Genomic DNA, 15,533 nt, shown 5'->3' with positions numbered 1-15,533 from the left:
GCGGCAAATCTGTCGCTCTTTTAAGCAAATTTTTCCCGAATTTTCACAGGCTTTACATGCCAAATATCCTGACAATATTCCCGAATTGCCCTGTCTGACGAGAATTTACCCATTCTGGCAACATTTAAAATGGATGTCCGGGTCCAGAGTTTTTGATCTTGGTAGATTTCATCTACCCGATCCTGACAATCGATGTAAGATTGATAATCAGCCAGAATCATATAATTATTCTGATAAACCATCTCGTTGATCAAAGGGAGAAAGGCACTTCTATCTCCATGAGAAAAAAATCCAGATTGAATCAAATCGATGACTTCACGCAAATGTAAATTGGTTTCATAAAATTCCATGGGAGAGCATTGTTTGCTTCTTAAAGCTTCGACTTCCTCTGTATTTAAACCAAAAAGAAAAAAATTGTCTTTTCCCACTTCCTCTCGAATCTCAATATTTGCCCCATCTAAAGTGCCAATTGTGAGCGCCCCATTTAAGGCGAGCTTCATATTACTTGTTCCAGAGGCTTCCATGCCGGCCGTAGAAATTTGCTCCGAAAGATCAGCTGCCGGATAAATGCTTTGGGCATTCTTCACATTAAAATTCGGATAAAACACCACTTTCAAACGCCCTTTTACATCGGAATCTTGATTCACAACTTCCGCCACAGCATTTATAAGTTTGATCATTAATTTAGCCATCCAGTAACCAGGGGCCGCTTTTCCTCCAAAAATAAAAGTCCGTGGAGTCATTTCCAAATTGGGATTTTTTTTCAGACGATTATACAGAGTAATAATATGCAAAACATTGAGGTGTTGTCGTTTATATTCATGGATGCGTTTGACTTGTATATCAAAAAGTGTATGGGGATCGACCGCAATACCCGTGCAATCTCGAATTCGTTTGGCCAAACATTGCTTGTTCTCCAATTTCACCTGACGCCAACGCTCTTGAAATTCCGCTTGCGCGGCATAGTCTTCAAGATGTTTGAGTTCATTTAAATCGGTGATCCATTTATTCCCAATTTTTTCAGTAATCAGTTGGGCCAAACCAGGATTGCTTAAAAGCAAAAATCTGCGTGGTGTCACACCATTTGTGATATTGCAAAATTTTTCAGGCCACAGCTCGACAAAATCAGATAATAGTTCCTTTTTTAACAGTTCTGTATGCAAAGCAGCTACCCCATTTACTGCATGGGAGCCAACACATGCCAAATAAGCCATGCGCACGTAACGCTCACCATGTTCATCAATTAAGGACATGCGTATAAGACGGTCTGGATCACTAGGATCGTGAATGCGTACTTTATCAAGAAAACGACGATTGATTTCATAAATGAGTTCTAAATGCCTTGGTAATAAACGTGCAAAAAGAGAGATCGCCCATTTTTCTAAAGCTTCTGGCAAAAGTGTATGATTGGTATACGCAAACGTTTTTGTTGTGGTCTCCCAGGCGATATCCCAACCAAGCAAATATTCATCGACGAGTAATCGCATGAGTTCAACAATCGCAATAGAAGGATGGGTATCATTTAATTGTGCTGTAAATGTTTCATGAAAATTCTCTAGTTTTTTCTTTCGGTATAAATGAATGCGGATCATATCCTGGAGCGAACAAGCGACAAAGAAATACTGCTGCTCGAGTCTTAATTGTTTCCCTTGCATGGCTTGATCATTTGGATAAAGCACTTTGGTAATATTTTCTGAATAGACCTTATCTTCAACAGATTTGTAATAATCCCCCGTATTAAAGGATGAAAAATCAAAAGATTTTGTCGCTTCTGCCTTCCACAAACGTAAAGGATTACAAGTATTAACCCCATATCCAAGCACAGGGATGTCAATAGGTATGCCTTTGATAACTCGATCCGCCACCCACTTGACATGATAATTTCCTTTTTCATCACGATAAGAAACTGTATAACCGCCTAATTTAACTTCTACACTAGCTTCTGGACGGCAAATTTCCCAAGGATTCCCTAAACTCAACCATTTATCAGTCTGCTCGACTTGCCATCCATCCCGAATGACTTGTTGAAACATTCCAAATTCATAATGGATCCCATATCCTATTGCAGGAAGCTTTAGAGTAGCTAATGAATCTAAGTAGCAGGCAGCGAGCCGTCCTAGTCCCCCATTCCCTAAACCTGGTTCTGGTTCAATTTCAAGGAGATCTTCTAATTTATAACCGTAAGCTTCAACCGCCTTTCTTACGGCATCTGTAATTTCCAAATTCACGACATTATTGCCTAATTGAGGACCCAGTAAATATTCGGCCGAAAAATAGCAAACAACACGGCTATCTGTTTTAACAATGGTGTCAACTGTTTCGATCAAACGGTGGAAAAGTCGATCCCTAATGCTGTAAGAAACCGCCATGTAAAATTCATGCGGCGTTGCTCGAGAGGGCTCTTTTCCTAATAAATAAAAAAGATTGTCTTCGAAGGCTTTTTTTAAAGATTCAACACTTAATCCAGTACGAATCGATTTATCCTGACTAACCTTCTCCTGAGAGGGCAAATCCGCTAATGTACTCATCTTATATCCTTATCATTCACATGGGGTTACCTTTTCTTTTTATGTTAGAATTATTTTTTTATTTAAATAAAAAAGAGATGCAGCTACATGTTTGTTAATAACCCAAATCGCGACCATTTCAGGCCAATGCGAGCTAACAGATAAACTAAAAGGAATTTTCGTTTATGCGCAGTACACCTACCGTTTATGACCACATGCGGACTTCATTAAAAACTCTGGTTCCTTTCTTATTGATTACGTTATGCCCTCCATCAGCGATTTTGTTTTGGTATACGAATGTGTCGCTTGACGGATCATTTGTCAATTTGTGGCAACAGATCCAGCACCAAGGATTTTTTCCTTTGCTTTACGAAGTTTGGTCCCCGTTTTTCTTTGGAACGCAAACGGCCTGGACAATCTTGGCCATTTTTGCAGCTTCGCAGCTATTCTTTATGAAAGCACTGCCTGGAAAAATCTACCAGGGTCCCATTACCCCAAAAGGAAATGTTCCCATTTATAAAGCAAACGGTCCATTTGCATACTTCTTAACCTTGACACTCTTTCTTGTTTGTTCCTATGGACTTGAATGGTTTTCACCTACAATCCTATATGACAATTTAGGACCTTTGCTAGGAGCATTAAATATTTTCAGTCTATTTTTCTGCTTGTTTCTCTATATCAAAGGTTATGTAGCACCCTCTTCAAGTGATGCTGGTGCTTCTGGCAATCCGATTTTTGATTATTATTGGGGCACAGAACTTTTCCCGCGTTTACTTGGTTGGGATGTTAAGATGTTTACAAATTGCCGTTTTGGAATGATGAGCTGGCCGCTACTTCTGATTTCTTTTGCAGCCAAACAACAAGAACTCTACGGGTTAAGCGATTCAATGGTCGTAGCCGTGCTTTTACAGTTGATCTACATCACAAAATTTTTCTTTTGGGAAACAGGCTACCTGCGTTCACTTGACATTATGCACGATCGTGCCGGCTATTACATTTGCTGGGGATGTTTAGTGTGGGTCCCGGGGGTTTATACCTCTCCAACTCTTTACCTTGTGAATCACCCCAACCACTTGGGCCTTCCATTAGCAGCCCTAATCTTTGCCCTCGGAGCCGTTTCTATTATGATCAATTATCTGGCAGACCGACAAAGACAAAAAGTACGTGAAAGTGATGGAAATTGCACCGTATGGGGTAAAAAGCCATTTTTGACAGTGGCCAATTACACCACAGGTGATGGAAAACAAAAGAAAAATATTCTGCTGGCTTCTGGCTGGTGGGGAATTTCGCGCCATTTTCACTACGTTCCAGAAATACTAGGAGCCTTTTTCTGGAGTGTCCCGGCTTTATTTGCAAACTTCCTACCCTATTTTTACGTTGTTTTTTTAACAATCTTATTAATAGAGCGTGCCTTCCGAGACGATCGTCGCTGTGCACTTAAATATGGCGAAGATTGGGAGACCTATTGCAAGCACGTCCCCTACAAAATTATTCCTTATATGGTCTAAGATTTGAAAAGACCAGCGAGTTTCACAAACTAGCTGGTCTATGATTTGCATGTGCAGATTTCGAATAAATAGCTTCTTCTTTCACATACACTCTAAACTCTTACCGATCTCTTTTATCCGGACTTATCGGACATGAATTTTTCCCAATAAGCTGATAATACACGCACCAACTTGCCAAGGCTTCATAAAAGCAGAACAATGCACATGCGAGGAGAATCCAGCTACTCCACCACCAGGCAAGAGCCAATAAGACAACACCAAAGGACAATCTCAATAATCGATCCGTTGTCCCGATATTTTTTTTAAACATCCTCTTTTCCCCAACGATTATAATAATAAAGCATCAAAAACCCATAGATAAGGGGAATGACTCCATCACCAAACCACACAAATGGTCCCGCATTGTAAGGAGCAACATCTCCTTTCCCCCATTGTACAAAATGTCCCCAAGCACATCCAAATAAAAAAACGACGCTTCCTAGAACAGTCGGCACCCAAAATAAAGAGGGAAACCAAGGGCTTAAAACGCCTAAAATTCCAAAAGCTAAATTCGCTACAGCGACTTCAAACTGAAAGGGATTTCCAGTAGGCCACCCAATATTACGCGCCGTTTCGTCGGGCATAAAAGTATGCGCGTAAAATCCAATTAAACCCATACACCCGATGTTAAAAAAGATAATCGATTTTAAGAGAATGGCTAACTGTTCTTTTTTGGTTGTGACTTTATCTTGAAAAATTTTTACAATCGCGTAGATAAGCGCGATCACAAATAAAAAAATTGGTAACATATCAACCTCTTTATTAATCGATTTCCAGCAAAACAGGCTTTTAATATTGAATAATTTCAAACTAGCGCCTAAGCCATTTTTTTTCTATATTTTATTTGCATTTTATAAAGAAAATATTTAGTGATTAAAATGAATCATGTTTTAGGAGATCCATATGAAACTCTTCTTTTCAATCTGTGTTGCTTTAAGTACTTACTTATGCACAGGCTTAAACGCTTTAGAAAAAGCAAGTTATAGTACAATTACTCCCGGAGTTTTAAAAATCGGAAGTTCATTTTCAAATCCCCCCTTCATTAATCGACAAAAAGCGGGTTTAGAGGTGGACTTACTTAATGCAATTTGCAAACAGCTAAAACTCCGATGTGAGTGGGTAGAAGCAGCGCCCAATCAAATTATGGAAGGACTGGATAATCAACAATATGATCTAATTGCCGATGGATTGGTAATGGAAGAAGGACATCAACAAGTGATTGATTTTTCAATTCCCTATTTAGTCACACATTTAAGTTTAGTGGTTAGTAAGCTTAAAAATTCATCCATTAAATCCGTGCAAGAATTGCGAGGAAAATCAGTTGGTGTTCTTAGCCGAACAGCCGAAGAAGAGGGAGCTAGACAGCTACTAAATGATCGGCAAATTGGTAAAATGGTGATCTATCCTTTTGGCGATATGAATGAAGCCCTGAAAGATCTCGAAAAAGGACAAATTGACGCTTTTTTGCTCCTTTATCCTCATGCTTACTTACTTGTTAAAGAAAAGGGAAGTTTAAAAATTCTGGGATCACTTCCTAAGCCCATCCAAAAAATGGCCTTTGGATTTAGCAAAAGAAACCCTGAATTTTTAGCGGCCTTTAACCGAGCTTTACAGCAAGTTCAGCGAGATGGAACGTATGCCAAAATTTATAAAAAATGGTTTCACGAAGCTCCTGCGGAAGAATCTCCAAATAGCAGACGTTGAGGAATATCGGTAAAAATGACTTCTTCTTGAGAAAGATCCAGCACCCACACACGGTCAAAAACATCGCCTTCCCATGTTGCTGGAACTGTAGATGCCCCAAATTGCTTTGCCATATCAGGAAGAACATGATGTTCCCAACAAATCAAAACCGTTTTATCCTGAAAACCAGGATGCGTTTTAATCCATTCGATCATCTTGGGATATTGAGGATCTTCAAAGTCTGTATTTAACTGGATGCCCATCGCATGGGCTAATGGCGCTACGGTCTGAATAGAACGGACTGATCCATTTTCAGGACCAGGTTTTAAAGCAAAAATAACCACAGGCGTTCCATATTGCTGAATTTCCGACCGCCCTTGAAAATAAGGAATTAAAGCAGCTGCCCGCTCTAACCCTTTCAGATTTAGGCAAATCCCTTCTAAAGGCTTTTCGGCATGACGCATTAACAATACCTTGTTTGGTATGGCGTGAAGAAACGTGTGTAAGATGACCAATCCCGTTGTTAACCAAACGCGTAACATGCGAAACCTCCCTTTATTTTTTAGAATTAAAATTATTGATTGATAAATTTCAATTCAAATTCTTATGGTGAGGCTTTAGAATCGAGGCTTAAATTTTGCTCTGCTTTATAGAGAGGTCGCATGGAACATTCCCGATTTGTCATTCTGTTCTTCATCTTCTTTAGCTTAGCTGGTCTTTTCGTCGCACTTTCCTCTTCTAATGGAATGTCTTCATCAAATGATACCCAGGAATGGAGAACAACCTTACTAGACCCTGAAATGGCACCCGAAAATATCAAACCATTAGTCATGCAAGGATTTCGGATTTTATTCGATACAAAAAAGCATGCTCCCCAATACGCGGGTGATGAAATCAGCTGCACAAACTGCCATTTTAATTGTGGCAACACCTTTGGCGGAGAGAACAACGGAATCTCTTTAGTTGGTGTTACAAAGAAATATCCACGTGCGATTCTCGATAATCCCCATTATACCTTAGAAGAAAGAATCAATGCCTGCTTCACAAAAAGTCTCAATGGTAAGCCTGTTCCTTTAAAATCGAAGGAAATGAAGGCCATGATCGCCTATTTAGAATGGATATCAAAGGGTGTCTCAAACCAAGCCCCTTGGTTAGGTCTAAAAAAGCTACGCTCACATGCTATCCCAAATGCAGAGAAAGGAAACGCTCTTTACCAGCAACACTGTGCAGCGTGTCACGGTAAAGATGGTGAAGGACAATTACGTCCTGACAATCTTAAATATCCGCCTTTGTGGGGTAACCACTCATTTAATCAAGCTGCTGGCATGAACGATCTTCCCACTTTGGCAGCCTTTATTTACGATAATATGCCCTATCAAGAACCTCGATTAACTGTTGAGGAAGTTCTTGATATCGCCGCATACATCACTTCCCAACCACGACCTATTGAAATACGAACCCCTTAATGTGAGATAAGACATATGCTTCCAAATAATCACAACAACGTCGATTTAGATCAGGTTGCTCATCAAGTTATGCTTGATCACGGGTTTATTCCTGATTTTTCCCCACCGGTCTTGAATGAATTAGATCACATTAAAGAGGCTCCTGCACCACTTCCATCCTATAAAGACCTGCGCCATTTGCTGTGGATCTCCATTGATAATATTGATTCCAAAGATCTTGATCAGTTGACCTATGCAGAGCCCATGCAAAATGGGAAGACGCATCGGTTATATGTGGCTGTAGCGGATGTTTCTGGAACAGTTCAAAAAGAATCGCTCATCGATTTACAGGCCCAAAACAATACAACGTCGATTTATACACCTACTGTCATTTTTCCTATGCTACATCCCAAACTTTCAACAGATATCACTTCGTTAAATCCACAGGTGGATAGAAATGCAGTGGTTGTGGAAATGGAAATCGATGAAGCCGGTAAGTTTGAACTGTTGGATGTCTACTTAGCCAACGTACACAATCATCAAAAACTAGCCTATCCAACCGTCTCCGAATGGCTTGAACACGGTAAACCCTTGCAGTCTGTTTCACCAGAAGTCCACGAACAACTTAAGTTACAAGATTTGATCTCGAACAAAATCCAACAATTTCGAGAACAATTGGGAACTTTAAATTTTGACACGATTGAAGTGAAACCTATCCTTGAAAATCACATACCGGTCGCCTTAAGCAAAGTCGTATCAGATCGAGGCCATACCCTGATTGAAAACTGTATGATCGCCGCGAATTCCTGCCTCTCCAAATATCTAATTAGTCAGAACGTCCCTATCCTTAAGCGGATCGTCAAAAAACCGCAGCGTTGGGAAAAAATTGTCGAGATAGCAAAAATTCATGATGTTTCCTTGCCTCATGAACCAAATGCAAAAGCTTTGCAAAATTTTCTTTTGCAACAACAGAAGCAAGACCCTCTAAGATTCCCAGATTTGTCATTAACCATTATCAAATTGATTGGGCGGGGAGAATACGTCCCTAGCTATCCAGGCAATGAAGCTCCCGGACATTTTGATCTCGCTTTAGAAGATTATGCTCACACGACCGCCCCAAACCGGCGCTATCCAGATTTAATTATGCAGCGACTCTTAAAAAGCTTTTTACAAAAGCAAAATCCTTCTTATTCCGATGCGGAGCTGCAAACTTTAGCACAGCACTGCACGAAAAAAGAGGAAGATGCCAATAAAGTAGAAAGACATTTAAAAAAATCTGCTGCTGCAATGATTCTAAAAAACCAGATTGGACAGATCTACTCAGCCATTGTCACAGGTGCCAGTTCAAAAGGCACGTGGGTGCGCCTTTTGGATCCACCAGTTGAAGGTAAACTCGTGAGTGGATTCAAGCACTTGGATGTTGGCGATACCATCGAAGTCGAACTACTCCAAGTTGACGTAGCTCAAGGCTATATAGATTTTGGACGTCATCACTAAGATTTAGTATTTGCTTTGATGTAGTTTGAAAATTCGACCAACACCTGAATACGATTCAAATAGGTGTGTTTTGTTTTGACAAAATCCATCAATTCATAAAGTTCTTCGAGCTTCATCTCTTTGATCCGTTTTTCTGCATCATAAAAGAGCTGAAAAGTATTCGGATTGTAGACGATTTTGCCTTCAAATAAATCATAAATTGTTTTGGAGTTTGTGATACCCATTTGGCCATAGCTAATGTTTTTAAATATTCTGCAAGGAATATAACCTTTTTCATTTTGCCACGTCCCCACAATTGCAGGAGCCATATAAGAGCGTTTAATGAGCTCGCAGTTCTCCTGCATGCTAATTCCTCTTTTAGGAGTCCATGGGTTTTTGTGAATAAAGTTAATGTTATTCATGTGGCAAGCTTTTTCAAATGGTCCAATTTCTAAAATATTGCCAAACAGTCCTCCTGAATAAGTTCCTACCCAATAAACCGAAGGTTCTTTTACAACTGTTTTCAAACTCTCTTTTACATCATCAATTTCATATGGTAACAAATCTGTTGCCCAGGGCATATAAACACGTTTTCCTTGCGGATCACAATACACAAATGGCTCAACTTGAATGAGTGTGTCCGGATTTGGAACAGATTCTAGAATGGGATTTCCCACTTCATCATAGATATAAAGGCCATGGTTATACACTTGTAAAATGATACAATTGCCTTTTTCGATTAAGGACTGGTACTTGGGAGATCGACAATAATGCAGGATGTATTGACAATCTTCCCGTAAAGGGATGTTGTGATCCACTTGTCCTTCAGTCAAAAATAAGCTATTAGAAAAATCAAAATCTTCCACATAATCTTGATCGTCAAACCAATACGTAGGATAGCCTAAGAATTGAAAGGCTCTATAAAATCCGTTATGCACATAAGAGTGGGTGTGTGAATGAAGCTTGTGCCCCCAAATAATCACCTTATCAAAGGCATGTCCAGGCTGTACAAGGGCAACAAAAACGATAAATATACGCAAAAAAACTTTCATATTAAACTCAAAATCGAGGGGTCCACTGATGACAATAGGGTTGTTTGCCGGTTTTTCCATAATAGGACTGATGATAATCTTCAGCCGGATAGAATGTTGATGCAGGAACAATTTCTGTGACTACATGTGTCCCGTATTTTTCCAAAATTCTCTTTAAATCTAAAGCAATTTCTTTTTGCCGCTCTGTCAGATAAAAAATAGCCGAGCGGTATTGGTTGCCCACATCAGGACCTTGCCTCTGCGATTGTGAAGGATCATGAATTTCAAAAAAACACTTTAAGATAGTTTCGTAACTGGTTACCTTTGGATCAAATAACACTTCCACCGCTTCAGCATGCCCTGTTTTGCCAGTGCACACCTCTTCATATGTAGGGTTTACGACAGTTCCACCTGTGTACCCAGATGTTACCCTCATAACACCTGAAAGCTTTTTCAATAAATGTTCAACACCCCAGAAACATCCCCCAGCAAATAGTGCCCGCTCGTACCCTTCCTTGGTCATAGCAGGAATGAAAGACAAAGAAAGGGAATTAACACAATGCCTGATATTTTTGGGGGTTAAAGCTTCGCCAGAAAAAACATGTCCCAAATGTGCGCCACAATTGCCACACAGGATTTCGACACGCGCACCATCGACATCTAGCTTACGTTCTACAGCTCCAAAGATTTCGTCATCAAAGCTTGGCCAACCACACTGGGAAGAAAATTTATCCTCTGATAAATACAGAGGAGCATCACAGCGTTTGCATACATACACACCAGGTTCTGCGTGCTGATCGTACTGCCCCGTGCCTGGGTATTCCGTCCCTTTCAAATTAATAATCTTCTCTTCTTCTGGTGTAAGTTTATGGTACCGTTTCATTCTGACTCCTTGGTGTATTAAAGATTGACATTCATAAAAAGTGCATTCCCATGCCAATTTGGCACACTTTCTATCCAGATTTCTCTAAATCCATTTTCTTTGAGCCAACTTTTTAAATCGGAATATAACACACAACCTTCCCAAAATTTTTGGAAGTTCACTTCAGTGTAGATGAGCTTCACATTTTTTAATTGGTGAAGAGCCCCTTTAAAGGCATTTAATTCATTTCCTTCCATATCAAACCATATAAAATCGATTTTTTGAACACCCTGTTCTTGTGCCCACGCATCCAAAGTATTTGCCTCTACAACAATCGGATGATCTAAATCGGAATGAAAATAGTCATCATTAAAATGCTTTGTAGGTTTGCGCAAAGAGCTTGCGCCTCCAGCTAAGTAGAACAAAAATTGCCCTTTCTTATCAGATAGTGCACATGGATATGTTGTAACGTTAGAGCTAGTATGAACGGTTTTAAATAGTTCATTATAGGATTCTGGAGAAGGTTCAAAAGCATAAATATGTCCTTGTGGCCACAATTGGCTCATCACAATTGTATCTTCGCCAAAATGGGCTCCTGCTTCAACAATAACAGGATTATCAGGTAGCAAACTTTTAATTAACTCAAAAGGAGCTCGCTCTTCAGCGACACATAAACAGGTCATCATCATCAGTAAGCTTATTCCAAAATGTACTTTTCTTAACATCGTCATTCCTTTGTGATAAAAAACTTGAATAAAAATTTAATTATTTATCACATCCATTATTGCGTCAAATCAATTTGAAAGATCTGAAAAAATGGGACCTTTTATGACAATGCTCATCATCTTTTAAAGGCATTTTCATCCAAAAAATGTTTGCGAAAATTTCCAAAATTCATTTAAGATCTGAATACTTAACGACTTCGATCCGACTAAACCAGAACTGACATATGTTGAACACCGCTATTACTCCGCTTCATGCACTCAATTTTTTTTCTCCATTTGATCTTGTTCCTGATGAAGCTTTGCTTTCCATTTTTAATCAATTAGCCAAAATAGGCCCTTCCTCATTTCACTCGACTTTACGTGTTAGTAGAAGGTGGCAAATGATCACTTGCGATAGGTCGCTTAAATGGGTACATCTTTTTGTGATTCCCGCACTTAAGCAGGTCAATTCTTCGCAGCAGCCCCTGCACGAAGCTTGTTTAGAAAAGATAAGAATATTTTATCGCTCTTTAAGAGAGTATACAGAACAGCCTTCAGAAGAAAAATCCATTTTCTTTCTTAATACATTTTTGAAAGAAACATTAAAAGTACTTTCTGAGCATTACAAAGAGGGAAATACTTTAGAAAAAAACATCATCATAAACTTTTTATTTCATATCCATGATGAGATCAAGCACATACTTACTGAAATCCAGGAATCTTTTAATTTTGAAGAGATCATCCTCTTCATTCAAGAAGGCCTATTTGCTTTTTTAGAGGGTTGTCAACAACTATGCCTGGAACAAATCCCTGTTACATTTGCGCAAATTGATAACTTTATAAAAAATATCCATCAGCATGACACAAAAGAAGATCCTGCCCTCTATTATTCTGAAAAAATGGGTGGCAGCGATATGTATGCACTTAATCTTTTGGGAAAATATGTTCCCGGTACTAAACAAATACAACATCAATGCTTAAGATTTGTTTTCAATGCTTTGACTTGTCTAAAAGCTAAAAATTATATTCTGCAGCTTGAGAAACACTCCTTGCTTGCCGAAGCAGTTGAAGAGATGCTTGTTAAAAAACAAGCTATTTTTTCGAAACATCTTTACATCTGTTCCTCCGAAACTGTCTTGAGCTGGCACATTCTTTTGGACATATCTGATGAGATTGCCTCTTTTGCCGCGATTACACTTCAAATTTCCAAAAAAAATACCTCTCATTTAATCGTCAGCTTTAATGGATTAAGTCCAAATAATCGCTGGAAGAAATTTGCTGAAATTACATCTCTTATGGACAACGCATGCTTGGTAAATGATTCTTATAGCCGTGGCTTAGAGTTTAAATATGCGTTAAAAAACTCTGCAAAAATCAATCTTTCATTTATTCAAGAAATGATCTTTAGCTGGACAAAAAGCACCTTTTCTACCGATTCTCTCAAAAAAATGCTTGTGCATGTTTCCAAGGATTGGAAATATTTTGATCGGTTAAATCCTCAAATTTTCTTAAAAACCCCTCATTTTAATAAGGTGTTTTTGGGAGATATTCATATGAGGAGAAAAATTGCAATGCTATGGTTAGTTGGAACAGCTGAGAAAACTGTTGCAAGTCATCTCCCCTCTTATAGCATTTCCAAGCAGTTGATCAATCAGGCCACAAATGCTTTGATAAATGATCTTTTGAGAGGATCAAAAGGGGCTTATTCTTCTATTGAATTCTTATGCACGCATCCCAAAATTGCAGAAAAAATGCCGAATGTTGTTAAAACCTTAACTCAAGCCCTTCAAAAGCATAAAGAGATCAACTTGTACATCCAGCACAGCCTTGAACAAGGAAAAACTGGGGAAGCAATAGAAATCGCTATTTCCTATAAAAATCCTCAATGGCTTGCTCTTGGAATGGCGCAAGTGATCGAAAACCAGGATCAACAACTTTTTTTTGATACAGCCATAAAGCTCTATCAAAAAAATAAATTTTCTTTATTTCTACCTTACAAAAATAAAGTCAAACTGCCCTTAGAACAGACCCAAAACTTAGACAAACGAGAACTCCATTTAGAAGTTTTAAAAAAATATGATTCGATCATAAAAGACTTGCAAGATTTATACATAAAAAACATTGTAAATGAAAAAGCACTCTTGCTTGCAGGACACTGTTTAATCGGATTTTTAGTGAAAAATGCAGAAAAGTACGCGGAAATGCGGATCTCTGTCATGATTTCGCAAACATTTGCAAATGGTTTAGCAAATCCCGATAAACAGCTTTCTAACCAAGCGTATGCCCTTTTAGAGCTAATTTGTGATCATTACCAAACATTTAAAAATGAGAATAAACATTTTGATGCATTTAAAAATGCCTTTACTTCACTTATAGATGCTTGTGAAGAAGCTACAAAAGATAATGAGCCCTTACAAAAATCTATATATACTTTGAAGAAATTTCTAAATTAATCATTTAAGAAAGGTCTTTTGCTATGGACTGTAGAGAATTAAGTGGATCACCTGTATATCCTAGAACATTTTTATCTCCCATTCATTCACTCCCCAACGAAACCTTAGTTCATATTTTTCGCATGCTTCTTGAAGAAGCCTCACCCGACACCTTAATGCAGGCAGCAAGAACATGCAAACATTGGAAAATTTTAATTTACGATCGTTTGAAGCATGCTAAATCATTTTTCTGGTTTAAGTTAACCATTCTGCCCATCCTTTTTTTACCTTCTTCTGAGCATTATGCGATTGGGAAGGAGTATCGTGATTGGATTCGACAACAAATCCATTTGCTTGGTGCAGCCAATACTTTTCAGGAGCTTATGGATTGTCTACAATCGACAAATACCTTTTTAGAAAAATATGGATGCTTGCTAAACGAAACTGAAAAATATGTCCTCGTTAACTTTTTATTCTATCTCGAACATCGACTGCATGAAAACCATCCTTTCAAAACCTCTCTACAAGTGCAGAATGAGGTTTATCCATTTGTGGAACAAACCTATTTGCTATTTAAACACTGTTTCAACTTGATTAGCAAAGAAGAAGAAAAATTGTTATTGCTTTGCGAAAATGAAGATTCTCATTTCCCTAATTATTTACAAGAACTTCAAGACAAATTAAACACCTTAAAAAATCAAACATTTGCATACACAGATGGTTTTAGTGTAGAAACTGCGGCAATAGGTTCTCATATTTTTTTTGAAGCCATCTCTCCCATTTTGCCTAACTCGCTGCAAGATGTTTATGCTTTATGTAGAGCAAACACCCGTACGATTCTTTCGTATTTAAAGCTTAAAAGTACGCCTATTTCACATCCACTTTTAATGCAGTTTGAGAAAGAGTTAGGCCAGCTATTACACAACAGCCATATTACACATGTGTCCAAACATTACCATGCAGACTATGCAAAGAATATTGAAATGGTTTGGAATATCCGCTATCCAGACTACGTTTTAACATTAAAAATGCGGATTTCACACGATAATGCAACTGTGCTGACAATGCATTTTCAAGGTAAAAATCTGAATAGCCGCTGGGTTAAACTGTATGGTTTGTTTTCGCTCATTCCACATTTAATCGCCTTGGAATTCCCCCATTTAAAAACAGCCCCTTCTTCTGCAATCAATTTTTCTCAAAGTATCAAGGTTCAATTTCCTTTATCTGACATAAAATATCTCATGGTTTTCATTAACGCTATTACATCAAATTTTTTAAAACTGGATTGCAACCAATCCCCCCTCGATATCATTAAATTAGCTTATCCTCATATGACTCTAACCTGGGAAAACATGGAGGCCACTTGTTTTCAAAAAACGTTAGATTACAACTTTATTCTGTTAGGCATGAGTATTTCCCCCTTGCTAAAACTCAAGATAGCGACCTATAGCTTGCTCGGCATTGCAAATGACAATTTGGGAAGCATCACTGGTCAGAAATCTTTTAATAGCACTGAAAGACATAGGCAAATCCTGAGCCTTTATAAATTGAGCGAGTATTCACTGAAGGATATCTGCTTGATGCTTCTTTTGACTGAATTAGAGATGCATTTTCTTGAAACGCTTCCATTTGTCAATCAACTTTTAAAGAATGAAAATTTCCGTACACGGTTGCCTCGACTTTACAACATTCTCTATGAAACCATGGAAAAACGTGCACGGTTGTAGCCTTAAAAGTAACGAAGAGTTTACATCAAGTGGTTTTTTTAAAATGATTGACGAAATTTCAACCATTGAAGATGCTTGTTTTTTTATTGCCTAACAGCGGATTTGTGACTTTTCACATT

At 38.4% G+C, this 15,533-nt stretch carries 13 protein-coding genes; 6 read left to right on the top strand and 7 right to left on the bottom strand.

What is annotated here, in order from left to right; translation table 11 throughout:
* Positions 1-20: 20 nt before the first annotated feature.
* Positions 21-2,528, bottom strand: a complete 2,508-nt coding sequence (locus tag AOM43_RS06100; RefSeq protein ID WP_059359464.1) for a glycogen/starch/alpha-glucan phosphorylase — start codon at positions 2,526-2,528, stop codon at positions 21-23.
* Positions 2,529-2,692: 164 nt separating this feature from the next.
* On the opposite strand from AOM43_RS06100, the gene AOM43_RS06095 reads away from it, so the two are divergent.
* Positions 2,693-4,015: a phosphatidylethanolamine N-methyltransferase family domain-containing protein gene (locus AOM43_RS06095; protein WP_152618842.1), complete on the top strand. Its 1,323-nt coding sequence runs from the start codon at positions 2,693-2,695 to the stop codon at positions 4,013-4,015.
* A 100-nt stretch (positions 4,016-4,115) separates the two neighbouring features.
* On the opposite strand, the gene AOM43_RS06090 is transcribed toward AOM43_RS06095, so the two are convergent.
* Entirely contained in the window at positions 4,116-4,325 is a 210-nt protein-coding gene (locus AOM43_RS06090; protein WP_036746279.1) for a YgaP family membrane protein, read from the bottom strand.
* On the bottom strand, positions 4,318-4,803 hold the full coding sequence (locus tag AOM43_RS06085; RefSeq protein WP_013924760.1) for a DUF6790 family protein: 486 nt from the start codon (positions 4,801-4,803) through the stop codon (positions 4,318-4,320). Before AOM43_RS06085 ends, AOM43_RS06090 begins: the two co-directional genes overlap by 8 nt.
* A gap of 154 nt (positions 4,804-4,957) precedes the next feature.
* Between AOM43_RS06085 and AOM43_RS06080 the strand changes: the two genes are divergently transcribed.
* A complete protein-coding gene (locus AOM43_RS06080; RefSeq protein ID WP_059359462.1) occupies positions 4,958-5,758 on the top strand; it encodes a substrate-binding periplasmic protein in 801 nt (266 codons plus the stop codon).
* Here AOM43_RS06080 and AOM43_RS06075 read toward each other — a convergent pair.
* On the bottom strand, positions 5,716-6,279 hold the full coding sequence (locus AOM43_RS06075; RefSeq protein ID WP_226987426.1) for a hypothetical protein: 564 nt from the start codon (positions 6,277-6,279) through the stop codon (positions 5,716-5,718). The two genes, AOM43_RS06080 and AOM43_RS06075, sit on opposite strands and share 43 nt — an antisense overlap.
* A 120-nt stretch (positions 6,280-6,399) precedes the next feature.
* On the opposite strand from AOM43_RS06075, the gene AOM43_RS06070 reads away from it, so the two are divergent.
* Positions 6,400-7,203, top strand: coding sequence for a c-type cytochrome (locus AOM43_RS06070; RefSeq protein WP_006341555.1), 804 nt, complete (start codon positions 6,400-6,402; stop codon positions 7,201-7,203).
* Positions 7,204-7,218: 15 nt separating this feature from the next.
* On the top strand, positions 7,219-8,679 hold the full coding sequence (locus AOM43_RS06065; RefSeq protein ID WP_059359458.1) for an RNB domain-containing ribonuclease: 1,461 nt from the start codon (positions 7,219-7,221) through the stop codon (positions 8,677-8,679).
* Here AOM43_RS06065 and AOM43_RS06060 read toward each other — a convergent pair.
* Genes AOM43_RS06060 through AOM43_RS06050 form a run of 3 tightly spaced genes read right to left on the bottom strand, consistent with a single transcriptional unit; the run spans position 8,676 to position 11,276 of the window.
* Complete coding sequence (locus AOM43_RS06060; protein ID WP_059359456.1) at positions 8,676-9,710, bottom strand: hypothetical protein; 1,035 nt, start codon at positions 9,708-9,710, stop codon at positions 8,676-8,678. The genes AOM43_RS06065 and AOM43_RS06060 overlap by 4 nt on opposite strands.
* A gap of 7 nt (positions 9,711-9,717) precedes the next feature.
* Positions 9,718-10,572, bottom strand: a complete 855-nt coding sequence (locus AOM43_RS06055) for a bifunctional methionine sulfoxide reductase B/A protein (protein ID WP_059359454.1) — start codon at positions 10,570-10,572, stop codon at positions 9,718-9,720.
* Positions 10,573-10,589: 17 nt separating this feature from the next.
* On the bottom strand, positions 10,590-11,276 hold the full coding sequence (locus AOM43_RS06050) for an FkbM family methyltransferase (RefSeq protein ID WP_013924756.1): 687 nt from the start codon (positions 11,274-11,276) through the stop codon (positions 10,590-10,592).
* A gap of 224 nt (positions 11,277-11,500) precedes the next feature.
* On the opposite strand from AOM43_RS06050, the gene AOM43_RS06045 reads away from it, so the two are divergent.
* Positions 11,501-13,708, top strand: a complete 2,208-nt coding sequence (locus AOM43_RS06045; RefSeq protein ID WP_059359452.1) for an F-box protein — start codon at positions 11,501-11,503, stop codon at positions 13,706-13,708.
* Positions 13,709-13,731: 23 nt separating this feature from the next.
* Positions 13,732-15,414 (top strand): F-box protein, encoded by a 1,683-nt coding sequence (locus tag AOM43_RS06040; RefSeq protein WP_013924754.1) that lies wholly within the window; start codon positions 13,732-13,734, stop codon positions 15,412-15,414.
* Positions 15,415-15,533: the final 119 nt, after the last annotated feature.

This window comes from Parachlamydia acanthamoebae, from assembly GCF_000875975.1.
In the GTDB taxonomy this organism is placed as follows: Bacteria; Chlamydiota; Chlamydiia; order Chlamydiales; family Parachlamydiaceae; genus Parachlamydia; species Parachlamydia acanthamoebae.
The sequence above is the reverse complement of the archived record's forward strand: the minus strand, read 5'-3'. Positions and strand labels throughout refer to the sequence as shown.

What these genes read in the sequence shown, in the direction of transcription:
- AOM43_RS06090 (WP_036746279.1), bottom strand. Translation starts at nt 4,325, where the DNA reads ATGTTTAAAAAAAATATCGGGACAACGGATCGATTATTGAGATTGTCC.
- AOM43_RS06100 (WP_059359464.1), bottom strand. Translation starts at nt 2,528, where the DNA reads ATGAGTACATTAGCGGATTTGCCCTCTCAGGAGAAGGTTAGTCAGGAT.
- AOM43_RS06070 (WP_006341555.1), top strand. Translation starts at nt 6,400, where the DNA reads ATGGAACATTCCCGATTTGTCATTCTGTTCTTCATCTTCTTTAGCTTA.
- AOM43_RS06045 (WP_059359452.1), top strand. Translation starts at nt 11,501, where the DNA reads ATGTTGAACACCGCTATTACTCCGCTTCATGCACTCAATTTTTTTTCT.
- AOM43_RS06065 (WP_059359458.1), top strand. Translation starts at nt 7,219, where the DNA reads ATGCTTCCAAATAATCACAACAACGTCGATTTAGATCAGGTTGCTCAT.
- AOM43_RS06075 (WP_226987426.1), bottom strand. Translation starts at nt 6,279, where the DNA reads ATGTTACGCGTTTGGTTAACAACGGGATTGGTCATCTTACACACGTTT.
- AOM43_RS06060 (WP_059359456.1), bottom strand. Translation starts at nt 9,710, where the DNA reads ATGAAAGTTTTTTTGCGTATATTTATCGTTTTTGTTGCCCTTGTACAG.
- AOM43_RS06085 (WP_013924760.1), bottom strand. Translation starts at nt 4,803, where the DNA reads ATGTTACCAATTTTTTTATTTGTGATCGCGCTTATCTACGCGATTGTA.
- AOM43_RS06040 (WP_013924754.1), top strand. Translation starts at nt 13,732, where the DNA reads ATGGACTGTAGAGAATTAAGTGGATCACCTGTATATCCTAGAACATTT.
- AOM43_RS06095 (WP_152618842.1), top strand. Translation starts at nt 2,693, where the DNA reads ATGCGCAGTACACCTACCGTTTATGACCACATGCGGACTTCATTAAAA.
- AOM43_RS06050 (WP_013924756.1), bottom strand. Translation starts at nt 11,276, where the DNA reads ATGTTAAGAAAAGTACATTTTGGAATAAGCTTACTGATGATGATGACC.
- AOM43_RS06055 (WP_059359454.1), bottom strand. Translation starts at nt 10,572, where the DNA reads ATGAAACGGTACCATAAACTTACACCAGAAGAAGAGAAGATTATTAAT.
- AOM43_RS06080 (WP_059359462.1), top strand. Translation starts at nt 4,958, where the DNA reads ATGAAACTCTTCTTTTCAATCTGTGTTGCTTTAAGTACTTACTTATGC.